Source organism: Stutzerimonas sp. LR2, assembly GCF_055755175.1.
Map to the genome: position 1 here is coordinate 1,120,153 of NZ_JBVTRR010000001.1, position 22,545 is coordinate 1,142,697.

Genomic DNA, 22,545 nt, shown 5'->3' on the forward strand with positions numbered 1-22,545 from the left:
AGCGCCATCGCCCGCAGGTGATGCCCCCCGCGCTGCGTCAGACCTGCCCCGGTACACGGAAAGGAAACCAGATGAGCGAGTCCTTCATCGATCAGAACAATTTCAGGCGCATCCTCAATCGCAACGTGGCCGTGCCCCTGGGCTTCGGCTTCCTCAGCGCCTTCTTCTTCAGTGCCATCGTCTATTACCTGCTGAGCGTCAGCCACTGGGTCGATCAGTCGGTCAAGGGGGTGGCCCACGCCCATGAAGCGCTGCGCCTGGTCGCCGATCTGGAAACCGGCCTGCGTGGGTACCTGATCGCCGGCGAAAAGCCGTTCCTCGATCCGTACCGCCAGGGCCTTGAGCAGATCGAGGAGGAGCTGGACGCGCTCAAGCGCTACGCCGGCAACAACCCGCTGCAGCTGTCGCGCATCCAGAAGGTCGAGGCGGCGCATCATCTCTGGCTCACCTTTGCCGAAGAAGGGATCGCGCGGCGTAGCGCCGGCGAGTCGATCGTCGAGTACGTGCGCACCCGCCGCGGCCTCGACCTGACCAACCAGCGCCGCACGCTGCTCAACGAATTCATTGCCACCGAGCGCCAGCTGCGTGCCGAGCGTACCGACACCTCGGAAATCGTCACCACGGCGCTGATCGGTGGCTTCCTGCTGTTCAGCCTGATCTTCAGCGGCCTGCTGGTCTTTCTCGGTCGCCGTGACCTGACCACGCTGTCGGCGACCTACTCCGAATCGCTGCGCAAGCAGCAGGCGCATGCCGAGGCGCTGGAAAAGCAGGCCTGGTACCGCACCGGCCAGACCCAGCTGAGCGAGTCGATCATCGGCGAACTGGCGCTGCCGGCGCTGGGCCAGGGCGTGCTGAACTTCCTCTCGCGCTACATCGACGCCGCCGTCGGCGCGCTGTACGTGATACAGGACGGCAAGCTGCAGCGCGTCGCCGAATACGCCTACGACCCGGAACATCTGCAGAGCGCGCGTAGCCTCGAGGTCGGTACGGGGCTGGTCGGACAGGCCGCCTTGGAGCGGCGGATGATGGCGCTCGAAGACCTGCCGGCCGGCTATCTCAAGGTGACCTCGGCGCTGGGCGACACCACACCGCGCGCGGTGCTGATCGTGCCGGTGGAAGATAGCGGCCTGCTCAATGGCGTGATCGAACTGGGCTTCCTGCGACCGCTGCGCGAGCAGGACAGCGAGCTGCTGCGACGCATCGCCCCGAGCATCGGCTCGGCCATCGAAGCGGCGCGTTACCGCCAGCGACTGCAGAAGGTGCTGGCCGAAACCCAGCAGCTCAACGAGGAGCTGCAGGTGCAGCAGGAAGAACTGCGTGCCGCCAACGAGGAGCTGGAGGAGCAATCCAATGCCCTGCGCGAGTCGCAGACGCACATGGAAGAGCAGCAGGCCGAGCTGGAGCAGACCAACGAACAGCTGGCCGAGCAGACCGAAGCGCTGGCTCGCCAGCGCGACCAGATGGACGAGAAGAACCAGCGCCTGAACGAGGCCCAGCTGATGCTCGAGCAGCGCGCCGACGAGCTGCAGCGTGCCAGCCGCTACAAGTCCGAGTTCCTCGCCAACATGTCCCACGAGCTGCGCACGCCGCTGAACAGTTCGCTGATCCTGGCCAAGCTGCTGGCGGACAACCCGGCCGGCAACCTGAGCGAGGAGCAGGTGCAGTTCGCCCGCTCCATCTATTCTGCTGGCAACGACCTGCTGACCCTGATCAACGACATTCTCGACATTTCCAAGGTGGAAGCCGGCAAGCTCGAGGTGCACCCGGAACTGACCATCCTCGCGCGGCTGGTCGCTGGCATGAAGAGCCTGTTCCTTCCACAGGCCATGGAGAAGGCCCTGAGCTTCAGCGTCGAACTGGCCGACGACCTGCCGCCCACCCTGTTCACCGACCGCCAGCGCCTGGAGCAGATCCTCAAGAACCTGTTGGCCAACGCCTTCAAGTTCACCGAGAAGGGCTCGGTCACCCTGCGCGTCGAGCCGCGCGATGGCGGCATGCTGGCCTTCGCGGTGCGCGACACCGGCATCGGCATCGCGCCGGAGCAGCAGGCGGCGATCTTCGAGGCGTTCCGCCAGGCCGATGGCACCACCAACCGACGTTATGGCGGCACGGGCCTGGGCCTGTCGATCTCCCGCGAGCTGGCGAACCTGCTGGGCGGCCAGATTGAGGTGCAGAGTGCGCCGGGCGCCGGCAGTACCTTTACCCTGGTGTTGCCGCAGAGCTACAGCGAGCCGCTCGCCGTCGAGCCGACCACCGCGCCGCAGCCGAGCCGTGCACCGGTCACCATGGCCGAAGCGATCACGCCGCCGCCGGCGCGCCGCGACGAGCCGGAGCTGCCGAACCGCGGCGCCGTGTCCTACGAGCGCCTGCCCGACGACCGCGACAAGTACCCGTTCAAGGAGCGCTGCGTGCTGGTCATCGAGGACGAGCCGCAGTTCGCGCGCATCCTCCGTGACCTGGCCCACGAACTCGAGTACAGCTGCCTGCTGTCGCAGAACGCCGACGACGGCTTCGACACCGCGGTGCAGTACAAGCCCGATGCCATCCTGCTCGACATGCGCCTGCCGGACCATTCCGGCCTGACCGTGCTCGAGCGCCTCAAGGAAAACCCGGCGACCCGCCATATTCCGGTGCACGTGGTCTCGGTGGAGGATCGCAAGGAAGCCGCGCTGCAGATGGGCGCGGTGGGCTACGCGATGAAACCCACCACCCGCGAGGAACTGAAGGACGTGTTCGGTCGCCTGGAAGCCAAGCTGGCGCAGAAGGTCAAACGCATCCTGCTGGTGGAGGACGACGCCCTGCAGCGCGAGAGCATGTCGCGGCTGATCGAGGACGTGGACATCGAGATCACCGCCGTCGAGTTCGGCGAGCAGGCCCTCGAACTGCTGCGCAGCACCGTGTTCGACTGCATGATCATCGATCTCAAACTGCCGGACATGGATGGCAGCGAACTGCTCGAACGCATGGCCAAGGAGGACATCTGCTCCTTCCCGCCGGTGATCGTCTACACCGGGCGCAACCTGACCCGCGACGAGGAAGCGGCGCTGCTCAAATACTCGCGCTCGATCATCATCAAGGGGGCGCGCTCGCCGGAGCGCCTGCTCGACGAGGTCACCCTGTTCCTGCACAAGGTCGAGTCGGACATGCCGCCGGAGCGGCAGAAGATGCTGAAAAGCGCGCGCAGCCGCGAGAAGGCCTTCGAGGGCCGCACGATCCTGGTGGTGGACGACGACGTGCGCAACGTCTTCGCCCTGACCAGCGCGCTGGAACAGAAGGGCGCGCTGGTGGAAATCGCCCGCAACGGCCTGGAGGCGATCGACAAGCTGCAGCACGACGAGACCATCGACCTGGTGCTGATGGATATCATGATGCCGGAGATGGATGGCTTCACCGCCATGCAGGAAATCCGCAAGGAGGCGCGTTTCGCCAAGCTGCCGATCATCGCGGTGACCGCCAAGGCGATGAAGGACGATCAGGATCGCTGTCTGCGTGCCGGCGCCAACGATTACCTGGCCAAGCCCATCGACCTCGACCGTCTGTTCTCGCTGATCCGCGTCTGGCTGCCGAAAGTGGAGCTGCTGTGAAATGGGCGACCGCAACGTCGAAATCGAACTCAAGCTGCTGATCGAGGCCATCTACCTCAAGTACAGCTACGACTTTCGCGACTACTCCAGCGCCTCGCTCAAGCGCCGGGTGCTGCTGGCGCTCAAGCAGCTCGACTGCGGCAGCATCTCGGAACTGCAGCGCAAGATCCTTTACGACTCGCACGCCTTCATGGACCTGCTGCAGTACCTCACCATCCCGGTCAGCGAGATGTTCCGCGACCCGAGCTACTACCGGTCGCTGCGCGAGCACGTGGTGCCGGTGCTGCGCACCTATCCGTCGCTGAAGATCTGGGTCGCCGGCTGCAGCACCGGCGAGGAGGTCTACTCGATGGCCATCCTGCTCAAGGAGGAGGGGCTGCTGGAGCGGACGATCATCTACGCCACCGACATCAACCCGCGCTCGCTGGAGCAGGCACGTCAGGGCATCTTCGCCATCGACCACCTGCGCCAATACACCGCCAACTACCAGCAGGCCGGCGGCACCCGCAGTTTTTCCGACTACTACACCGCCGCCTACGACTCGGCGATCATGGACAAGTCACTGAAAGAAAAGGTTACGTTTGCCGATCATAGTCTGGCGACCGATAGCGTATTTTCCGAAACGCAATTCATCTCGTGCCGCAACGTCCTGATCTATTTCAACAAGCCGCTGCAGGATCGCGCCTTCGGTCTGTTCCATGAGTCGCTCTGTCACCGAGGCTTCCTCGGCCTGGGCAGCAAGGAGACCGTCGAGTTCTCGGGTTACGCCGGTCTCTACGAGCCGTTCGACAAATCGGAAAGGATCTTCCGCAAACTATGAGCAGCTCCGATCAGGCTATCCTGCAGGCCAGACGCCAGCCGCCCATCGAGGCCGTGGTGATCGGCACCTCGGCTGGCGGGCTGGAGGCGCTGGGCGTGGTGCTCGAGGGCCTGCCAAGCACCTACCGCCCGCCGATCCTGGTGGTGCAGCATGTGCCGGCCCACGGCCGAAGCCAGCTGGTGGAAATCTTCGCGCGCAGAACCCGGTTGCGGGTCAAGGAAGCAGAAGACAAGGATCCGCTAAGCTCGGGCATGCTGTGTTTCGCGGCGCCCGGTTATCACCTGCTGGTCGAAGGCGACCGCAGCCTGTCGCTGAGCCAGGATGATGCCGTGCACTTTTCGCGGCCTTCGATCGACGTGCTGTTCGAATCCGCGGCCGATGTCTGGGGGCCGCAGGTGGCTGGCGTGCTGCTGACCGGCGCCAACGAGGACGGCGCTGCCGGCCTCGAGGCGATCCATCGGGTCGGTGGCCTGACCGTGATCCAGGACCCTGCCGAAGCGGCGGTGCCGACCATGCCGCGCGCGGCGCTGCAGCGCTTCGCACCGGACTACATCTTGCCCCTACGTGACATTCACCGACTGTTGCGAGAACTGGAGTGACCATGCCCGACCGTAACGACGAGGTGAACCTGCTCATCGTCGATGACCTGCCGGAGAACCTGTTGGCTCTGGATGCGCTGCTGCAGGCGCCGGGCGTCCGGGTGCACCAGGCCGAATCGGCCGAGCAGGCGCTGGAGCTGTTGCTGCGACATGAGTTCGCCCTGGCCATTCTCGATGTGCAGATGCCGGGCATGGACGGCTTCCAGCTGGCCGAGCTGATGCGCGGCACCGAGCGTACCAAGCAGATCCCCATCGTCTTCGTCAGCGCCGCCGGCCGTGAGCTCAACTACGCCTTCAAGGGCTACGAGAGCGGTGCGGTGGACTTCATGCACAAACCGCTGGATGCCCATGCGGTGCGCAGCAAGGTCAGCGTGTTCGTCGACCTGTACCGCAGCCGCAAGCGCCTGGCCCGTCAGCTCGAGGCGCTGGAGCAGAGTCGTCGCGAGCAGGAGGTGCTGCTCGACGAATTGCGGCAGACCAAGGCCGAACTGGAAGATGCGGTGCGCATGCGCGATGACTTCATGTCCATCGTTTCCCACGAACTGAAGACGCCGCTCAATACCCTGATCCTCGAGGTTCAGCTGCGCAAGCTGCAGCTCAGCCGCAACAACCTCGCCGCTTTCAGCGAAGAGCGCCTGCGCGGCATGGTGGACAAGGACGAGCGACAGATCCAGAGCCTGATCCGGCTGATCGACGACATGCTCGATGTCTCGCGCATCCGCACCGGCAAGCTGTCGATCCGCCCGAGCCGCACCGATCTCGCCGCACTGGTGGGCAACGTGGTGGAAAGCTTCGCGGCGCAGATGGAAGCCTGCGGCTGCGAGCTGCGGCTGGAGCGCAACGAACCCATCGTCGGGGTCTGGGATGCCTTCCGCATCGAGCAGGTACTGGCCAACCTGCTCACCAACGCCATGCGCTACGGTGCCGGCAGGCCGGTGCAGGTGAGCGTCGCCGCCTGTGCCGAAGGTGCCTGCATCGAAGTGCGTGACCATGGCATCGGCATCAGTCCGAAGAGCCTGGAACGCATCTTTCACCAGTTCGAGCGGGCCGAAGGCAGCGAAAGCAGCGCCGGGCTGGGCCTGGGGCTGTTCATCGCCGATCAGATCGTGCGTGCGCACCAGGGGCGTATCCAGGTGCACAGCGAGGAAGGTCGCGGCTCCGTGTTCCGCGTGCTGCTGCCGCTGGGCGAATAGCCAGCCTCGCAGCCCCAGGGCGACGGTCTCAGGACGAGCAGCTGATTTCCAGATGCTTGCCCCACTCCGGCGGCCGCTCGGCGTAGCGCTCCATCCCGGGCTGTTCGTCGAAGGGGCGGCTGAGAACCGCATGCAGCTCGCGCACCGGCGCGTAATCGCCTTTCTCCGCCGCCTCGATCGCTTGCTGCGCCAGGTAGTTGCGCAGGATGTACTTCGGATTGACCGCGTGCATCCGTGCCTGCCGCGCGACCGGATCGCCGCCCTCGCGGGCGCTGCGCGCGCAATAGTCCGCCGCCCAGGCATCGAAGCCCTGCAGGTCGATGAAGTCCTCGCGCAACCGCTGCGCGGCCTGTTCGGCCGGGCGCTCGCCGAGTTCGCGGAAGAAGCGCGTGTAGTCCACCGCGCTGCCCTGCATCAACTGCAGCAGGCGGCGGATCAGCTCGGCGTCGCCATCCTCGGCCTGGCTGAAACCCAGCCGGCGGCGCATCAGATCGAGCCATTCGGCCTCGTACAGCGGCAGGAACAGCTCCATGGTTTCGCGCAGCACCTTGACCTCGACGAAGGGCGTTAGCGCCTGGGCCAGCGCGGCCAGGTTCCAGTGGGCGATGGGCACCTGATTCTCGAAGGAGTAGCGGCCGGTATCGTCGGAGTGGTTGCAGATGAAGCGGGCATCGAAGTCATCGAGGAAGGCGTAGGGGCCGAAGTCGAAGGTGATGCCGAGGATCGACATGTTGTCGGTATTCATCACCCCGTGGCAGAAGCCGTAGGCCTGCCAGCGGGCAATCAGCGCGGCGGTGCGTTCGAGCACCGTGCGGAAGAACATGTGGAACGGTTCGGGATGTTCCAGAAGTTCGGCGAAGTGCGCCTCGATGACATGCTCGAGCAGCTGCTTCAGTTCGCCGTGCTGGCGGGTGTAGTAGAAGAACTCGAAGTGGCCGAAACGCACGTGGCTCGGCGCCAGGCGCAGCAGCATGGCGCCACGCTCGGGACGTTCGCGGTAGACCAGCGTGTCCGAACCGGTGACGCACAGCGCGCGGGAACTGGGGATGCCGAGGGCGTGCAGGTGCTCGCTGGCGAGGAATTCGCGGATCGACGAGCGCAGCACCGCGCGACCATCGCCCATGCGCGAATAGGGCGTCTTGCCGGCGCCCTTGAGGTGCAGGTCCCAGTACTCGCCGGCCTCGTTCACCACCTCGCCGAGCAGCAGGCCTCGGCCGTCGCCGAGCTGCGGGTTGTAGCTGCCGAACTGGTGGCCGGAATAGACCATCGCGCGCGGCTCGGCGGTGGACCAGATCTTGTGCCCGGAGAACAGTTCGGCGAACAGCGGCTGCTCGGCTTCGGCCGGGTCGAGATCCAGCAGGGCCATCGCCGCCTCGCTTGCCACCACCAGGCGCGGCGCTTCCAGCGGCTGCGGCGATACCTGGGTGGAAAAGGTATCGCCGAGACGGGCGAAGCGATTGTCGAAATGGAGCTGGGTCAGGGTCTTCAAGTCGCCTCCGGCGCGGAATGCGGGCAAGCATGGCCCGGCCGGAGCCGAGCCTGTTCAGGACGTTGGAGGACGACGGACGCCTGGACGTTCCTCAGGCGCGATCGTCGGTTGCCGGCTTGTTGCCATCGGCCGGTTTGGTTGCGGCGCTGAGCTGCAGCTGCTGCCCCGCAAAGTTCTTGAGGAAGATATCCACCTGACGGAAGGCGATGCTGATGCCCGCCTTGTTGAACTCGCGATCGATGAAGCGGTTGATCTCGTCGGTGGCCGGGTTGCGGTCGCCGAGGTCGCGCACGTGGATGCGCAGCTCGTGGTCCAGCGTGCTTTCGCCGAAATTGAGGAAGAACACCTGCGGCTCGGGCTCCTTGAGCACACGCGGGTTGTCCTGCGCTGCCTTGTAGAGCAGCGCCTTGACCTTGTCCAGGTCCGACCCGTAGGCGACGCCGACCTTGATCGTCACACGCGTTACGGTGTCGCTCAGCGACCAGTTGATCAGCTGGCCGGTGATGAAGGTCTTGTTCGGGACGATGATGTCCTTGCGGTCGAAGTCGGTGATGGTGGTGGCACGGATGCGAATCCGGCTGACCGTGCCGGACAGGTTGCCGATGGTGACCACGTCGCCGATGCGCACCGGGCGCTCGAAGAGGATGATCAGACCGGAAATGAAGTTGGCGAAGATCTCCTGCAGGCCGAAACCCAGGCCGACCGAGAGCGCCGCCACCAGCCATTGCAGCTTGTCCCAGCTGACCCCGAGGGTCGACAGCGTGGCGACGATGCCGAAGCCGGCCAGCGCATAGGACAGCAGCGTGGTGGTGGCATAGGCGCTGCCCTGGGCCAGGCGCAGCTTGGACAGCACCATGACTTCAAGCAGGCCCGGCAGGTTGCGTGCCAGGGCCACGGTGATGGCGATGATCAGCAGCGCACCGAGCAGGTTGTTCAGGCTGATCGCCGCGGTGGTCAGCGTTTCGCCGCTGCCGGTGGTGTATTCGTAGAGGGTGATGTTGTCCAAGTAGGAGACCACCGAGATCAGGTCCGACCACACCCAGTACAGCGCCACCAGGAACACGCCGAACATGGTCAGGCGGGTCAGGCGCAGGGACTGCTGGTTGACCTGCTCGATGTCCAGCCCAGGCTCGCCCTGGGCTTCGATCGTATCGCTCTGCTCATCGGCCATGGCTTGCCGTCTGGCCAGTGCGCGCTTGTAGGCCAGGCGCCGCGCCGCCACCGTCAGCCCGCGGATCAGCGCGGCCTCGACGACGATCCAGATCATCAGTAGGTAAAGGGTGTCGATCAGCCGGTCGGTCAGCTTCAGCGCGGTGTAGTAGTAGCCGAAGCCCACCGCGACGATCAGCGCGATCGGTAGCACGCTGAACAGCAGGCCGATCATCAGTCTCACTGGTGGCGCATTCTGGCTCGATGGGCCTTTGAGCAGCAGGCGGTTGAGACGCCAGCTCATCAGGGCGAAGCAGGTCAGCACCACGAGGATGCCGAGCACGTCGTCGGCCAACCGCGCCGGCTGGTGCTCGGCGACGCTGACCACCGCCACCAGGGCCATGACGATCAGGCCGAGGCGGCGGATCTCGTCGCGCAGGAAGGCCACCTGCGGCCGTGACCAGCCGAAGTGCAGCTCGGCGACACGCCCCGGCGATAGCATGCGGTAGGCGCTGTAGAACACCAGCCAGGCCTGGGCCATTTCGAACAGGGCGGCACCGAGCACGTAGTTCTGTCCGCGCGCATCCATCTGCAGCAGATAGCCGCAGAGGGCGAGGAACAATGCACCGGGCAAGGCCAGCAAGAGGTTGAGCAATAGCGCCAGCGGTGTATGCAGCTGGCTGTCGTTGCGGAAGTGGCCGATCTGCTCGCTCAGCGAGCTGAGCTTGGCGTCGATCTTGTTGCGCCACCAGAGCAGGGCGGCGATCAGCAGCAGCAGCGGCAGGAAGAACAGCGGCCGCTCCTTGAGACCGGCGCCCAGTTCCTGCAGCGCCGACAGCCAGGGCATCGACGCCAGCTGGGCCTTGAGGCGCTGGGGGGCGCCCTGCAGCCAGCTGAGATCCAGCGGCTTGTTGCTGGGAATCCAGAACATCTGCTCGTCGAGGGTATCGCTGAGCGCGCGCGCGGTGTCCTGCAGCTGCTTCTGGTTCAGCTGCAGGGTGATCGAGGCGTTGAGCAGCGCATCCAGCTCGCGATTGAGGCGGTCGAGCAGCTCGCTGCGGGTGGTCGCCAGGTCGAGCAGCGTGCGCCGCAGCTCCGGGGTCACATCCTCCTCGTTCTGCCGGGCCAGCAGCTGCTCGACATAGGCGCTGGCATTGCCAGCGGCCTCGCGGCGCTGGTTCAGCTCGAACTGGTACAGGCGGATGTCAGCGATCTCGTCGGCGAGGTTCTTGTCCAGCTGCAGGCTCGGCAATGCCTGCTTCTGCTGGTAGAGGATGCGCGACAGCAGCAGGCTGCCCTCGAGCACCGAGATCTGCTCTTCCAGCGCCTGATCGGTCTGGTTGAGGGTGTCGAGCTGCTGGCGGGTCTGCAGGTTCTGCTGGTTGAGGCGGTTGAGGCGCTCGGTGGCGCGCAGCAGGTAGTCGGAGAGCTTGAGGTTCTCGGCGCTCTCGGCGGCGAGCAGCTTGTCCGAGCCGGCCTGCTGCACCCGTGCCGAGAACTCGGCGACGGTCTGCTCCGATTCGGCGCGGCGCTTCTCGTTGATCAGGGCCTGCAGTGCCTGGGTTTCCTTTTCGGCATGGGCGATGCGTTCGGCCAGCAAGTCACGGCGTGCCTTGCCCAGGTCCTGCAGCTGGCTGTTGCCGGCAAGCTCCTGGCGGCGCAGCTCGATCTGGGCATTGAGCGAGACGATCTCGGCGTCCAGCAGGGCGCGGCGTTCCTCGCTCAGCGGCTTGCCAGATTCGCGGCCGTTCTTGAGCAGGTTGTTGATTTCCTGAATGCGTGTCTGCGCCGTGCCGATCTGCGCCTGGGCCCGTTCCGGACGGGTCTGCGCGGTGATGATCATGCTGTTGGCCGCGCTGAACTGCTTCTGCCATTCGGACAGTTCCTCGACCCGCGCGCTCAGGCGCTGCTCGAGCGCCTCGACCGACTGCTTGGCGTAGCGCTCGGCGGCGTCTTCGTCGGGGCTGGCCTTGAGCTTGGCCAGCTCGCGCTGGGCCTCGGTGATCTCCTTCGGGGCCTGAGCCAGCAGGGCCTTGAGTTCCTCGGCGCGCTTGTTGCTGGTTTCGGTTTGCTGGAGCAGACGCTGGGTCTGCTCGCCGAGCGACAATGCCGGCTTGGCTTCGCCTTCGGAGGCGGGCGGCGTGCCGGTCAGGCTGTCGAGGGATTGGGCGTGCAGCGGGGCAACGAACAGGCAGAGCGTGGAAAACAGCAGGGTGCGCAGAAATGACATGGAGGCAGACGCAGGCGGGTGACCGAAAGTGCGAAAGTCTACGGGCTGCGCCAGCCGAGCGCGAGTACCGTGCAACGGGTCGACGGACGGGCTCGTTGGCCGGGCGGTTCGCAGCAATGCAGTGGTTCGCGGCGCCCGGCGAAACGGGGCGATCGGCGGATCGCCCCAGACGCTAGAACATCAGCTGCGGGCCGGGCTTGTCGCCCTCCGGAAACTTCAGGCCGACCTTGCGCACCTCGCCCGCGTCCATCGCCGCCACGGTCCAGGTCAGGCCGTTCCATTCGACCTGGTCGCCGACCACCGGCCGGCCGCCGACCTGCTCGGCCATGAAGTCACCGATGGTCTGCTCGCCATCCACCTCGCCGAGCTTGAGCCCGTAGAGCGCGGCGATGGCATTGAGCTGGGCATCGGCTTCGAGGATGAAGTCGCCGAAGAAACGCAGGTCCTGTCCGCGCGTGGGCGCCTGGCTGAACAGCTTGCCAAGGGCCGGCAGGTCTTCGTCATGGCCGATCACACAGAGGATGTCATCCACCTGCAGGCGGGTACTGCCCGACGGGTGCAGCAGCTCCTTGCCGCGGAACAGGGCGGCAATGCGCGTGCCCGGGGGCATCTTCAGTTCCCGCAGCGCGGCGCCGACGCACCATTTGCTGGCGCTCAGGCGGTAGACGAACATCTCCCACTGGCTGGTGGTGTGCACCTGCAGGCCGGTGCGCGAGACCGGCATCGGCGACGGCGGGACTTCCACCTTGGCCTTCTTCGCCGCCCAGGCCAGCGTCGAGCCCTGCAGCAGCAGCGATACGAGGACGATGAAGAACGCCACGTTGAAGAACAGCTGGGCATTTTCCAGCCCGGCCATCAGCGGGAACACCGCGAGGATCACCGGCACCGCGCCGCGCAGGCCGATCCAGGAGATGAACAGGCGCTCGCGCAGGTGGAAGCTGCGAAACGGCAGCAGGCTGACGAACACCGCCAGCGGCCGGGCGAAGAGGATCATCCACAGCGACAGCAGCAGCGCCGGGATGGCAATGGGCAGCAGCTCGCTGGGCGTGAGCAGCAGGCCGAGCACCAGGAACATGCCGATCTGGCTGAGCCAGGCCAGGCCATCGAACATGTGCAGGATGCCGTGGCGGTTGCGGATCGGCCGGTTGCCCAGCAGCAGGCCGCAGACATAGATCGCCAGGATGCCGCTGCCGCCGATGGCGCCGGACAGGGCGAAGATCATCAGGCCGCCGGCCACCGCCAGCAGCGGATAGAGGCCGTCGGCCACCGACAGACGGTTGATCAGCTGCAGCAGCAGCCAGCCGCCGAGCAGGCCGAGCACGGTGCCGATGCCGAACTGCTGCAGCAGGCTGAGCAGGAAATCCCAGCCAAAGGTGGACTGGCCGGCGAGCAGCATCTCGATCAGTGCGACGGTCAGGAACATCGCCATCGGGTCGTTGCTGCCCGATTCGATTTCCAGGGTCGAGCCGACCCGCTCGTTGAGGCCCTTGCCGTTGAGCAGGTTGAACACCACCGCGGCATCCGTAGAGCCGACGATGGCGCCGATCAGCAGGCCCTGCAGCAGCGGCAGGTCGAACAGCCAGGCGGCGGCCAGGCCGGTCAGGCCCGAGGTGATGGCGACCCCGAGGGTGGCCAGGGAAAAGGCCGGTTTCAGCGCGACGCGGAAGGTGGCGGTGCGGGTGCGCATGCCGCCGTCGAGCAGGATCACCGCCAGCGCCAGGTTGCTGATGACGAAGGCGAGGCGGTAGTCCTCGAAGACGATGCCGCCGACGCCATCGACGCCAGCGAGCATGCCGACGGCAAGGAAGATGACCAGGATGGGTACGCCGAGGCGATTCGACAGCGAACTCATCAGGATGCTTGCAGCCACCAACAAGGCACCGATGAAGAACAGGTGGTTGATGTTGCCGACGTCCAAATGAACACTCCGTTAGAGAAAGCCGCCTCGCGCCCATGCACGGGATATGCCAGCGATTCTAACCTGATGATTTGACGGGCTGTCAAAAAAACGCCCCGCATCGGCGGGGCGTTGTAACAATATCTCCAGTGGGCTAGAACCAGGCGTCCTGCATGCCCAGGCAGGTGTCGTCGCGGGCTTCCAGAAGCGCCAGCTCGTGGGCGCAGGCCGGCACTTCCCAGGTCAGGAAATAGCGCGCCGCCTGCAGCTTGCCGCGGTAGAAGTCGGCATCTGCCGGATTGCCCTCGGCCAACCCGCGCTCGGCACGCAGTGCCTGTTCCAGCCAGCGCCAGCCGATCACTGCGTGGCCGAACACCTTCAGATACAGCGCCGAGTTGGCCAGCGCCTGGTTGACCTTCCCTGCCATCAGGTCGCCCAGAAGCGCCTGGGTCACGCTGGTCAGCCGGGCGACGTGCTGTTCCAGTGGCTGGCGCAAGGCACCGAGCGAGTCGTATTCGGCGGCGCGCTGGCAGCAGTCCTGGATCAGCCCGAACAGCTGGCGCAGGCCGGCGCCCTTGTTCTGCATCAGCTTGCGGCCGAGCAGGTCCAGCGACTGGATACCGTGAGTGCCTTCATGGATCGGGTTGAGGCGGTTGTCGCGGTAGTACTGCTCCACCGGGTACTCGCGGGTGTAGCCGTGGCCGCCGAGGATCTGGATCGCCAGTTCGTTGGCCTTCAGGCAGAACTCCGATGGCCAGGACTTGACGATGGGGGTGAGCAGGTCGAGCAATTCCGCCGCACTGCGCCGCGCCTCCTCGCTTTCCGCAGTGTGCTCGTCGTCCACCAGCCGCGCGGAATACAGGCCGAGGTCGAAGGCGCCCTCGACGTAGGCCTTCTGCGTCAGCAGCATGCGCTTGACGTCGGTGTGCTCGATGATCGGTACCTGAGTCGACGCCGGGTCCTTGCCGTCCGGCAGGCGGCCCTGCGGACGCTCGCGGGCGTAGTTCAGCGAGTAGAGGTAGCCGGCGTAGCCGAGCATGATCGCGCCCATGCCGACGCCGATGCGCGCCTCGTTCATCATCTGGAACATGTAGGCCAGGCCCTTGTGCGGCTCGCCCACCAGATAGCCGACGCAGTTGCCGTTGTCGCCGAAGTTCAACGCGGTGCTGGTGGTGCCGCGCCAACCCATCTTGTGGAACAGGCCGGCCAGCAGCACGTCGTTGCGTTCGCCCAGCGAGCCGTCGTCGTTGACCAGGAACTTCGGCACGATGAACAGGCTGATGCCCTTAACCCCGGGCGGTGCGTCCGGCAGCTTAGCCAGCACCATGTGCACGATGTTTTCCGACAGCGGGTGGTCGCCGCCGGAGATGAAGATCTTGTTGCCCTTGAGCCGGTAGCTACCGTCGCCGGCCGGTTCGGCGCGGGTGCGGATGTCCGATAGCGAGGAGCCGGCATGCGGCTCGGTAAGCGCCATGGTGCCGAAGAAACGGCCCTCGAGCATCGGTTGCAGGAAGCGCCGCTTCTGCTCCTCGGAGCCGAAGGTCTCGATCAGGTGCGAGGCGCCCATGCTCAGCATCGGGTAGGAGCTGGTGGCGATGTTGGCCGACTGGAAGTGGGCGAAGCAGGCACGCGACAGCAGGTTGGGCAGCTGCATGCCGCCGTCGTCGAAGCTGCGCTGGGCATTGTGGAAACCCGCCTCGATAAAGGCGTCGACCGCCGGTTTGACTTCCGGGATCAGCACCGCCTCGCCGTTCTGGTAGACCGGCTCGTGCTCGTCGGACTTGCGGTTGTGCGGCGCGAAATATTTCTCGGCGATGCTGCGGGCGGTGCCGATGGCGGCATCGAAGGTTTCGCGGCTGTGATCGGCGAAGCGCTCGCGGCGCGTCAGGGCCTCGGCGTCCAGCACCTCGTAGAGTTCGAAGGCCAGGTTGCGCGGGCAGAGCAGGGTCTCGGTCATGGTCAACCTCCATTTCTATCGGCCCGAGTCTAAGGACGCCCGTTTTCCATTGCCTAGCTCCATCCATTGCACTGATGGAGCGTCAACACGGCCGACCTCCTCCTAGTCGAGCAGCTGACGCATCAGCGAGGCGAGTTCGCCCTCGGCCAGCCCGGCCGCTTCTAGGTGCATCAGTGCCCCTTCGCGATGGGTTGCCAGTTGCTGGCGCGCGGCCTGGGGACCGAGCAGCGACACCACCGTGGCCTTGGCCCGATCCTGCTGGCAGTCCTTGCCGGTCTGCTCGGGGCTCAGGCCGTCGGCGATGTCGTCGAGCAGTTGAAAGGCCATGCCCAGCTCGCTGGCGAAACCGCGCAGGTGCGCGGTCAGCACGCGGTCGGCACCGACCAGCAAGGCCGCCAGCTCCAGTGCGGCGGTGAACAGCGAGCCGGTCTTCAGTTGATTGGTGGCGATTACCGCATCCAGCTGCTGCGCCTGCCCTGTGCCGTGCAGGTCGCGGAACTGGCCGCGGACCAGCCCCTGCGCGCCCACCGCCCTGGCCAAGAGTGCGACCGCATCGTTGCGCTGGCGCGGGCTCAGGCTCGGCGCCATGGCAGTGATGCCGTAGGCATGGCTGAGCAGAGCCACCGAGGCGAGCACGGCGACATCCTCGCCGAAGCGCAGGTGGATGGTCGGCTGGCCGCGGCGCAGGCTGGCGTTGTCCATGCAGGGCATGTCGTCGAGAAACAGCGAGGCGGCATGGATCATCTCCAGCGCGCAGGCCGGATCCAGACCGATCGCCGGATCGGCATCCAGATCGCCCAGTGCCAGCAGAAGCAGCAACGGCCTGAGCCGCTTGCCGGGCGCCAGGGTGCCTTCGCGCAGGGCCTGGGTGACGGTGTCCAGCTCCGATTCCGGAAATGGCAGGCGCAGCGCCAGTCGCTCGTCGACCTGTCGGCGCAGACGCAGCAGGTTGTCGCATTGCGGAAGCGGGAGACTGGAGTTCTGCGTTTGCATGGCGTTGCCCTCGCTGCGCCCCAGTCCGAGCACCAGGGTTGCGGATAATGTTGTACAACTATTGGACGGTTTGACAAAAAGTTGTACAAGTCGTGCCGTCGTATAGCACTTTTTTCAGGGCTTCACGTCCAAAGAAGTCTTCCCGGGAGCCGATTTCCATGAGCAAGCAGTCGCTGGTCAGCCGCAAGAACGATCATCTGGACATCGTCCTCGACCCCACCCGCGCCATCGCCGCGACAGGGACCGGTTTCGGCGCCTTCCGCTTTGAGCACTGCGCCCTGCCCGAGTTGCACCTGGACCAGATCGACCTGCAGACGGCGCTGTTCGGACGGCGCCTGCGCGCGCCCCTGCTGATCAGCTCCATGACCGGTGGCGCGGCGCGCTCGGCGGCGATCAATGCGCATCTGGCCGAGGCCGCCCAGCAGCTGGGCATTGCGATGGCCGTGGGTTCGCAGCGGGTAGCGCTGGAAACCGCCGGCGATCAGGGCCTCACCGGCCAGTTGCGCCAGCTGGCACCGGACATCCTGCTGCTGGCCAACTTCGGCGCCGCCCAGCTGGTTCGGGGCTATGGCGTGGACGAGGCGCGGCGGGCGGTGGAGATGATCGAAGGCGACGCGCTGATCGTGCACCTCAACCCGCTGCAGGAGGCCGTGCAGACCGGTGGCGATCGGGACTGGCGCGGCGTGCTGCAGGCGATCGAGGCGCTGGCCGCGCGCCTGCCGGTGCCGGTGGTGATCAAGGAAGTCGGCGCGGGAATATCCGCGGCGGCGGCCCGGCGACTGGTCGATGCCGGGGTGGCCGCCATCGATGTGGCCGGTGCCGGCGGCACCAGTTGGGCTGCGGTAGAGGCCGCGCGGGCGGCAGACGCCAGCCAGCAGGCCATTGCCGAGGCCTTCGCTGACTGGGGCATACCCACGGCGCAGGCACTGCTGGCGGTGCGCGAGGCCTGCCCGAACACGCCGTTGATCGCTTCCGGCGGTATCCGCGATGGCGTCGAGGCGGCCAAGGCGATCTGCCTGGGCGCCGATCTGGTGGGGCAGGCGGCCGGCGTGTTGCAGGCGGCGATGCACAGCAGCGAGGCGGTGGTCAGCCATTTCGAAGTGCTGATCGAGCAGTTGCGCATTGCCTGTTTCTGTACCGGCTCGGCCGATCTCGCCGGGTTGCGACAGGCGCGGCTGCTGCAGCTGTCCGCCTGCTGATGCCCGGCCCGGCGCTCCGATGACACATTTTGCGGCAATTGCGCCGCCCTTCCTCAGCCATCTGCGGGCGTTCGAGGCGATCGCCTGGCAGCTGCAGCAACATGGCCACCGTGTGACCTTTATCCAGCAGGCCGATGTCGGCGCGCTGCTGGACCTGCCCGCGGCGGGCTTCGCCGCCATCGGTACCGACACCCATCCGCCGGGCTCGCTGGCCGCTGTGGTGCGTCGTGCCGCCAGTCCCGGACCGTTCGGCATTCGCCGGGTGATCGCCGACATGGCGGCGAGCACCGAGCTGTTCTGCCGCGAGGCGCCTGCCGTGTTGCGGGCGCTGGAAGTGGAGGCGGTGCTGGCCGACCAGATGGAGCCGGCCGGTGCGCTGCTGGCCGAGCACCTCGGGCTGCCATTCGTTTCCATCGCCTGCGCCCTGCCGTTCAACCGCGAGCCGCTGGTGCCACTGCCGGTGATGCCCTGGCGCTACCGGGCCACGGACTGGGGCGAGCAGCTCAACCGGCACAGCAGCGGCGTCTACGATCGGCTGATGCGGCCGCACGGCGAAGTGATCGAGCGCTATTGCCGGGCGTTCGGCCTGGCCAGACGCACGAGCCTGAGCGACTGTCTGTCGCCGCTGCTGCAGGTCAGCCAGACGGTGAACGGTTTCGACTTTCCGCGGCAGGCCCTGCCGCCACACTTCCATGCGCTCGGCCCGCTGCGCCAGCCGCTGCCGATGGCGGCCGGGCTGGAGTGGCCGCTGGACCGCGCACGGCCTTTCGTCTTCGCCTCGCTGGGCACGCTGCAGGGCCACCGCTACGGCCTGTTGCGCAATATCGCCCGCGCCTGTCGGCGGCTCGATGTGCAGCTGTTGATCGCCCATTGCGGTGGGCTGGATGCCGCAGCGGCCGCCAGGCTCCGGCAGGAAGGCGCATGCTGGGTCACCGACTTCGCACCGCAGCGGGCCGTGCTGGCGCAGGCGTCGGCCGTGGTGACTCATGCCGGGCTGAACACCGTGCTCGATGCCTTGGAGGCGGGTGTGCCGATGCTGGCGCTGCCGATCGCCTTCGACCAACCCGGTGTCGCCGCGCGTATCGAGCACGCCGGCGTCGGGCTGCGCCTGCTTCCGGCGCTGGCCAGCCCGGCGCGTATCGCCCATGCGCTGCGGCGGCTGCTCGACGAAGCGGCCTTCCGCCAGCGTGCCGCGGCGCTCGGTGAAGAGGTTCGCCAGGCCGGTGGTGCGGCCCGCGCCGCCGAGCTGATCGAAAGCGCGCTCGGCTGCGTTCGGCCTCGGTCGGAGGTGGCCGATGACGCCTGATGCAGACCTGATCCTGGTCGGCGGTGGCCTGGCCAACGGGTTGCTGGCCCTGCGCTTGCGCCAGCAGCGGCCGGAGCTGCGCGTGCTGCTCCTGGAGCAGGGCGAAACCCTCGGCGGCAACCACACCTGGTCGTTTCACCAGCACGACTTGACCCCGGCGCAGCAGGCCTGGCTGGCACCGTTGGTGGAGCAGCGCTGGCCGGGTTACGAGGTGATCTTTCCCGCCCTGCGACGGCAGCTCGGCAGCGGCTACGCGAGCATTTTCTCGTCGCGCTTTCATCAGCACCTGATGGCTGAGCTCGGCGGGCAGATTCGCCTGGGCGTGGAGGTGTCCGCGGTCGAGCCGCAACGCGTTCAGCTGCTCGGCGGGCAGAGCCTGGAGGCCGGGGCGGTGATCGACGGGCGCGGCGTGCGGCGCAGCGCTCAGCTGGCGCTGGGCTTCCAGAAGTTTCTCGGCCAGGAGCTGCGTCTGCAGCAGCCCCATGGCCTGCAGGTGCCGATCATCATGGACGCCAGCGTCGCCCAGAAAGACGGCTATCGCTTCGTCTACGTGCTGCCGCTCAGCGTCGACAGCCTGCTGATCGAAGACACCTACTACGCCGACGGCGACGCGGTGGCGCCGGAGGCACTGCGCGCCAATATTCAGCGCTACGCCGAGGACCGCGGCTGGGCGATCCGCGAGGTGCTGCGCGAGGAGCAGGGCGTGCTGCCCATCGTGCTGTCCGGCGATATCGCGGCGTTCTGGGGCGAGGCGCGTGGCGTGCCGCAGAGCGGGCTGTCGGCCGCGCTGTTCCACCCCACCACGGGCTATTCGCTGCCCGATGCGGTGCGCCTGGCCGACCACCTGGTCGCCCTCGATCGCTGGGATGCAGGCAGCCTGTTCGCCGCGATTCGCGACTATTCCACGCTGCAGTGGCGCCGGCGCGGCTTCTTCCGCCTGCTCAATCGCATGCTGTTCATGGCCGGCCCGGCGGATCGCCGCTGGGCGGTGATGCAGCGTTTCTACCGGCTGCGCGAACCGCTGATCCAGCGCTTCTACGCGGCCGAGCTGACTGCCTGGGACCGCTTGCGCATCGTCTCGGGCAAACCTCCCGTGCCGGTGGGCGAGGCGCTGCGGGCGCTGGCCGCCAGCAATCTGCACAAGGACAGACGATGAACCAGGCAACAGGCGGTGTGAGGCGGGCGGTGGTGATCGGTGCCGGTTTCGGCGGGCTGGCGTTGGCGATCCGCCTGCAGCGCGCCGGCGTCCAGACGACGCTGCTGGAGAAGCGCGACAAGCCGGGCGGCCGCGCCTACGTCTACCACGACCGGGGCTTCACCTTCGACGCCGGGCCGACGGTGATCACCGATCCGCCGGCGTTGGAAGAACTCTTCAGCGGCGCCGGCAAGCGCATGGCCGACTATGTCGAGCTGCTGCCGGTCAGCCCCTTCTACCGGCTGTGCTGGGAGGACGGCTACAGCTTCGACTACGTCAACGACCAGGCCCAGCTGGACCGGCAGATCCACGCGCTCAACCCTCGCGACGTGGCCGGCTATCAGCGCTTTCTCGCCTATTCGCGGGCGGTGTATGAGGAGGGCTACGTCAAGCTCGGCACCGTGCCCTTCCTGTCGTTTCGCAGCATGATCGGCGTCGCGCCGCAGCTGGCCAAGCTGCAGGCCTGGCGCAACGTGTACAGCATGGTGGCCAAATTCGTGGAGAACGACCGGCTGCGCCAGGCGCTGTCCTTTCACTCGCTGCTGGTGGGCGGCAATCCGTTCGAGACCTCGTCCATCTACGCGCTGATCCATGCCCTGGAGCGCCAGGGCGGTGTCTGGTTTCCCCGCGGCGGCACCGGGGCGCTGGTGCAGGGGATGGTCCGGCTGTTCGAGGATCTGGGCGGCAGGCTGGAGCTGAACGCCGAGGTCGCGCGGATCGAGCTGGAGGCTGGACGCGCGAAGGCCGTTATCACCGGTGACGGTCGCCGCTTCGACACCGATGCGGTGGCTTCCAACGCGGATGTGGTCAACACCTACAAGCAGCTGCTCGGGCATGAGGAGCGTGGTCGCGACGAGGCCAAACGGCTCTCCGGCAAGCGTTTTTCGATGTCCCTGTTCGTCATCCATTTCGGTCTCAAGCGCCGTCATGAGCACCTGCAACATCACACGGTGTGTTTCGGCCCGCGTTATCGCGAGCTGATCGACGAGATCTTCAAGCGCGAGACGCTGGCCGACGACTTTTCCCTCTACCTGCACGCGCCCTGCGTCACCGATCCTTCGCTGGCGCCGGAAGGCTGCGCCAGCCATTACGTGCTGGCGCCGGTGCCGCACCTGGGCACGGCGGATATCGACTGGGCGGAGGAGGGGCCGAAGTACCGCGACCGCATCTTCGAGTACCTGGAGCGGCACTACATGCCGGGGCTGCGTGGCGATCTGGTGACCCACCGGATCTTCACGCCGCAGGATTTTCGCGACGAGCTCAACGCCCATCTGGGCTCGGCGTTTTCGCTGGAGCCGATCCTCACCCAGAGCGCCTGGTTCCGCCCGCACAACCGCGACGACGTGATTCCCAACCTCTATATCGTCGGCGCCGGCACTCACCCGGGTGCCGGCGTGCCGGGCGTCGTCGGTTCGGCCAAGGCCACCGCCGGGCTGATGCTGGAGGACTTCATGCTGAAGGGGCAGGCCGGATGAACGATCAGGTCATCGATCACTCCACTCAGGCGATCAATGTCGGCTCCAAGAGCTTCGCCGCCGCGGCAAAGCTGTTCGACGAGCGCACCCGCCAGAGCGCGGTGATGCTCTACGCCTGGTGCCGTCATTGCGACGATGTGATCGACGGCCAGACGCTGGGGCATGGCCAGGTCGAGGGCGATCGCAACAGCGGTGAGGCGCGGCTGGCCGAGCTGGTCGATCTCACCGAGCGCGCCTATGCCGGCGAGCCGATGGTCGATCCGGCGTTCGCCGCCTTCCAGCAGGTGATCCAGCGTCACCGGATTCCCAAGGCCCATCCGCTGGAGCATCTGGCGGGTTTTCGCATGGATGTGCAGGGCTACCGCTACCAGACCCTCGACGACACCTTGCTGTACTGCTACCGCGTTGCCGGCGTGGTGGGCCTGATGATGGCGCGGGTGATGGGCGCCGAGGCGGAGCCGACGCTGGATCGCGCCTGTGATCTGGGCTTGGCCTTTCAGCTGACCAACATTGCCCGCGATATCGTCGAGGATGCGCAGATCGGGCGCGTCTACCTGCCGGCCGAGTGGCTGGCGGAGGTGGGTATTCCGGAGGACGAGGTCGCGCTGCCTGAGCATCGTGCCGCGTTGGCGACGCTGGCGGCGCGACTGGTGGATCTGGCCGAGCCCTACTATCGCTCTGCGTCTCAGGGCCTGCGCGACCTGCCGCTACGCTCGGCCTGGTCGATTGCCACGGCTCATGGCGTTTACCGGCAGATCGGCGTCGAGGTGAAAGCGCGCGGCGCGGCGGCCTGGGATGCGCGGGTGTCGACCAGCAAAGGGCAGAAGCTGCAGTTCCTGCTGGGGGGCGGCGTGCTGGCGCTGGCCTCGCGGCGGATGCAGGTCAGGCCGCGTCCTGACGGTCTCTGGAGACGTCCTCGCTAGATGCACCCTGGTGCTTGCGCAGCGGTCCGTCGTGCAGCTCGCGCAGCTGGCGCTTGAGCACCGCCAGCGGCGGCGCGTAGAGAAAGCCGAAGGATACGCAGCGCTCCTTGCCTTCGACCGCATGGTGCAGACGGTGCGCCTGATACAGCCGCTTGAGATAGCCGTTGCGCGGCACGTAGCGCAGCGGCCAGCGGTGATGGACCAGCCCGTCATGAGCGACGAAATAGAGAAAACCGTAGGCCGTCATCCCGGCGCCGATCCATTCCAGCGGGTGATAACCGGCCGTGCCCAGGGCGATCAGCAGGATCGCCACGCCAGCGAACACCACCGCATAGAGGTCGTTCTTCTCGAACCAGCCGTTGCGCGGCTCGTGGTGCGACTTGTGCCAGCCCCAGCCCCAGCCGTGCATCACGTACTTGTGTGCCCACCAGGCGAAGACTTCCATGCCGGCCAGGGTGGCCAGGAAGACGAGCGTATTGGTCAGTGGACTCATGACGGGATTCCGTGTGACGTGCGGTCGATTCTACGCCCCGTCG

The 22,545-nt window shown here is 66.5% G+C and carries 15 protein-coding genes; 9 read left to right on the forward strand and 6 right to left on the reverse strand.

What is annotated here, in order from left to right; translation table 11 throughout:
• Positions 1-71: 71 nt before the first annotated feature.
• The 4 genes from ACVRRC_RS05200 to ACVRRC_RS05215 are packed head-to-tail and all read left to right on the forward strand — an operon-like array spanning position 72 to position 6,196.
• Entirely contained in the window at positions 72-3,584 is a 3,513-nt protein-coding gene (locus ACVRRC_RS05200) for a response regulator (RefSeq protein ID WP_170799557.1), read from the forward strand.
• Position 3,585: 1 nt separating this feature from the next.
• Complete coding sequence (locus tag ACVRRC_RS05205; RefSeq protein ID WP_048330079.1) at positions 3,586-4,404, forward strand: CheR family methyltransferase; 819 nt, start codon at positions 3,586-3,588, stop codon at positions 4,402-4,404.
• The gene (locus tag ACVRRC_RS05210; protein WP_017245478.1) at positions 4,401-5,003 is read left to right on the forward strand and encodes a chemotaxis protein CheB; all 603 of its coding nucleotides are present in this window, start codon (positions 4,401-4,403) and stop codon (positions 5,001-5,003) included. Before ACVRRC_RS05205 ends, ACVRRC_RS05210 begins: the two co-directional genes overlap by 4 nt.
• Before the next feature lie 2 nt (positions 5,004-5,005).
• Positions 5,006-6,196, forward strand: a complete 1,191-nt coding sequence (locus tag ACVRRC_RS05215) for a hybrid sensor histidine kinase/response regulator (RefSeq protein WP_045159803.1) — start codon at positions 5,006-5,008, stop codon at positions 6,194-6,196.
• 28 nt (positions 6,197-6,224) lie between these two features.
• Here ACVRRC_RS05215 and selO read toward each other — a convergent pair whose 3' ends face one another.
• The 5 genes from selO to ACVRRC_RS05240 all read right to left on the reverse strand — a co-directional run bounded on the left by selO (position 6,225) and on the right by ACVRRC_RS05240 (position 15,911).
• On the reverse strand, positions 6,225-7,685 hold the full coding sequence (gene selO / locus ACVRRC_RS05220) for a protein adenylyltransferase SelO (RefSeq protein ID WP_151320384.1): 1,461 nt from the start codon (positions 7,683-7,685) through the stop codon (positions 6,225-6,227).
• 91 nt (positions 7,686-7,776) lie between these two features.
• A complete protein-coding gene (gene mscK / locus ACVRRC_RS05225; protein WP_472996697.1) occupies positions 7,777-11,064 on the reverse strand; it encodes a mechanosensitive channel MscK in 3,288 nt (1,095 codons plus the stop codon).
• Positions 11,065-11,236: 172 nt separating this feature from the next.
• On the reverse strand, positions 11,237-12,982 hold the full coding sequence (locus ACVRRC_RS05230) for a potassium/proton antiporter (protein WP_014597919.1): 1,746 nt from the start codon (positions 12,980-12,982) through the stop codon (positions 11,237-11,239).
• A gap of 133 nt (positions 12,983-13,115) precedes the next feature.
• Entirely contained in the window at positions 13,116-14,918 is a 1,803-nt protein-coding gene (locus tag ACVRRC_RS05235) for an acyl-CoA dehydrogenase (RefSeq protein WP_472996698.1), read from the reverse strand.
• Between the two features lie 102 nt (positions 14,919-15,020).
• Positions 15,021-15,911, reverse strand: a complete 891-nt coding sequence (locus ACVRRC_RS05240; RefSeq protein WP_079329392.1) for a polyprenyl synthetase family protein — start codon at positions 15,909-15,911, stop codon at positions 15,021-15,023.
• Positions 15,912-16,069: 158 nt separating this feature from the next.
• Here ACVRRC_RS05240 and fni point away from each other — a divergent pair, with 158 nt between their 5' ends.
• From fni to ACVRRC_RS05265, 5 genes are read left to right on the forward strand one after another with little or no spacing between them, the layout of a single operon-like run.
• Positions 16,070-17,110 carry a type 2 isopentenyl-diphosphate Delta-isomerase gene (gene fni / locus ACVRRC_RS05245; protein ID WP_472996699.1) on the forward strand — a complete coding sequence of 347 codons (1,041 nt, stop codon included), beginning with the start codon at positions 16,070-16,072 and terminating at the stop codon, positions 17,108-17,110.
• Between the two features lie 19 nt (positions 17,111-17,129).
• A complete protein-coding gene (locus ACVRRC_RS05250; protein WP_472996700.1) occupies positions 17,130-18,416 on the forward strand; it encodes a glycosyltransferase in 1,287 nt (428 codons plus the stop codon).
• Entirely contained in the window at positions 18,406-19,572 is a 1,167-nt protein-coding gene (gene crtY / locus ACVRRC_RS05255) for a lycopene beta-cyclase CrtY (protein ID WP_045159797.1), read from the forward strand. The genes ACVRRC_RS05250 and crtY overlap by 11 nt, the downstream gene beginning before the upstream one ends.
• Positions 19,569-21,086 carry a phytoene desaturase gene (locus ACVRRC_RS05260; RefSeq protein ID WP_045159796.1) on the forward strand — a complete coding sequence of 506 codons (1,518 nt, stop codon included), beginning with the start codon at positions 19,569-19,571 and terminating at the stop codon, positions 21,084-21,086. The genes crtY and ACVRRC_RS05260 overlap by 4 nt, the downstream gene beginning before the upstream one ends.
• Positions 21,083-22,009 (forward strand): phytoene/squalene synthase family protein, encoded by a 927-nt coding sequence (locus ACVRRC_RS05265; protein WP_472996701.1) that lies wholly within the window; start codon positions 21,083-21,085, stop codon positions 22,007-22,009. Before ACVRRC_RS05260 ends, ACVRRC_RS05265 begins: the two co-directional genes overlap by 4 nt.
• Here the strand turns inward: ACVRRC_RS05265 and ACVRRC_RS05270 are convergent.
• Positions 21,969-22,502 carry a sterol desaturase family protein gene (locus tag ACVRRC_RS05270; RefSeq protein ID WP_011914879.1) on the reverse strand — a complete coding sequence of 178 codons (534 nt, stop codon included), beginning with the start codon at positions 22,500-22,502 and terminating at the stop codon, positions 21,969-21,971. The two genes, ACVRRC_RS05265 and ACVRRC_RS05270, sit on opposite strands and share 41 nt — an antisense overlap.
• Positions 22,503-22,545 lie beyond the last annotated feature (43 nt).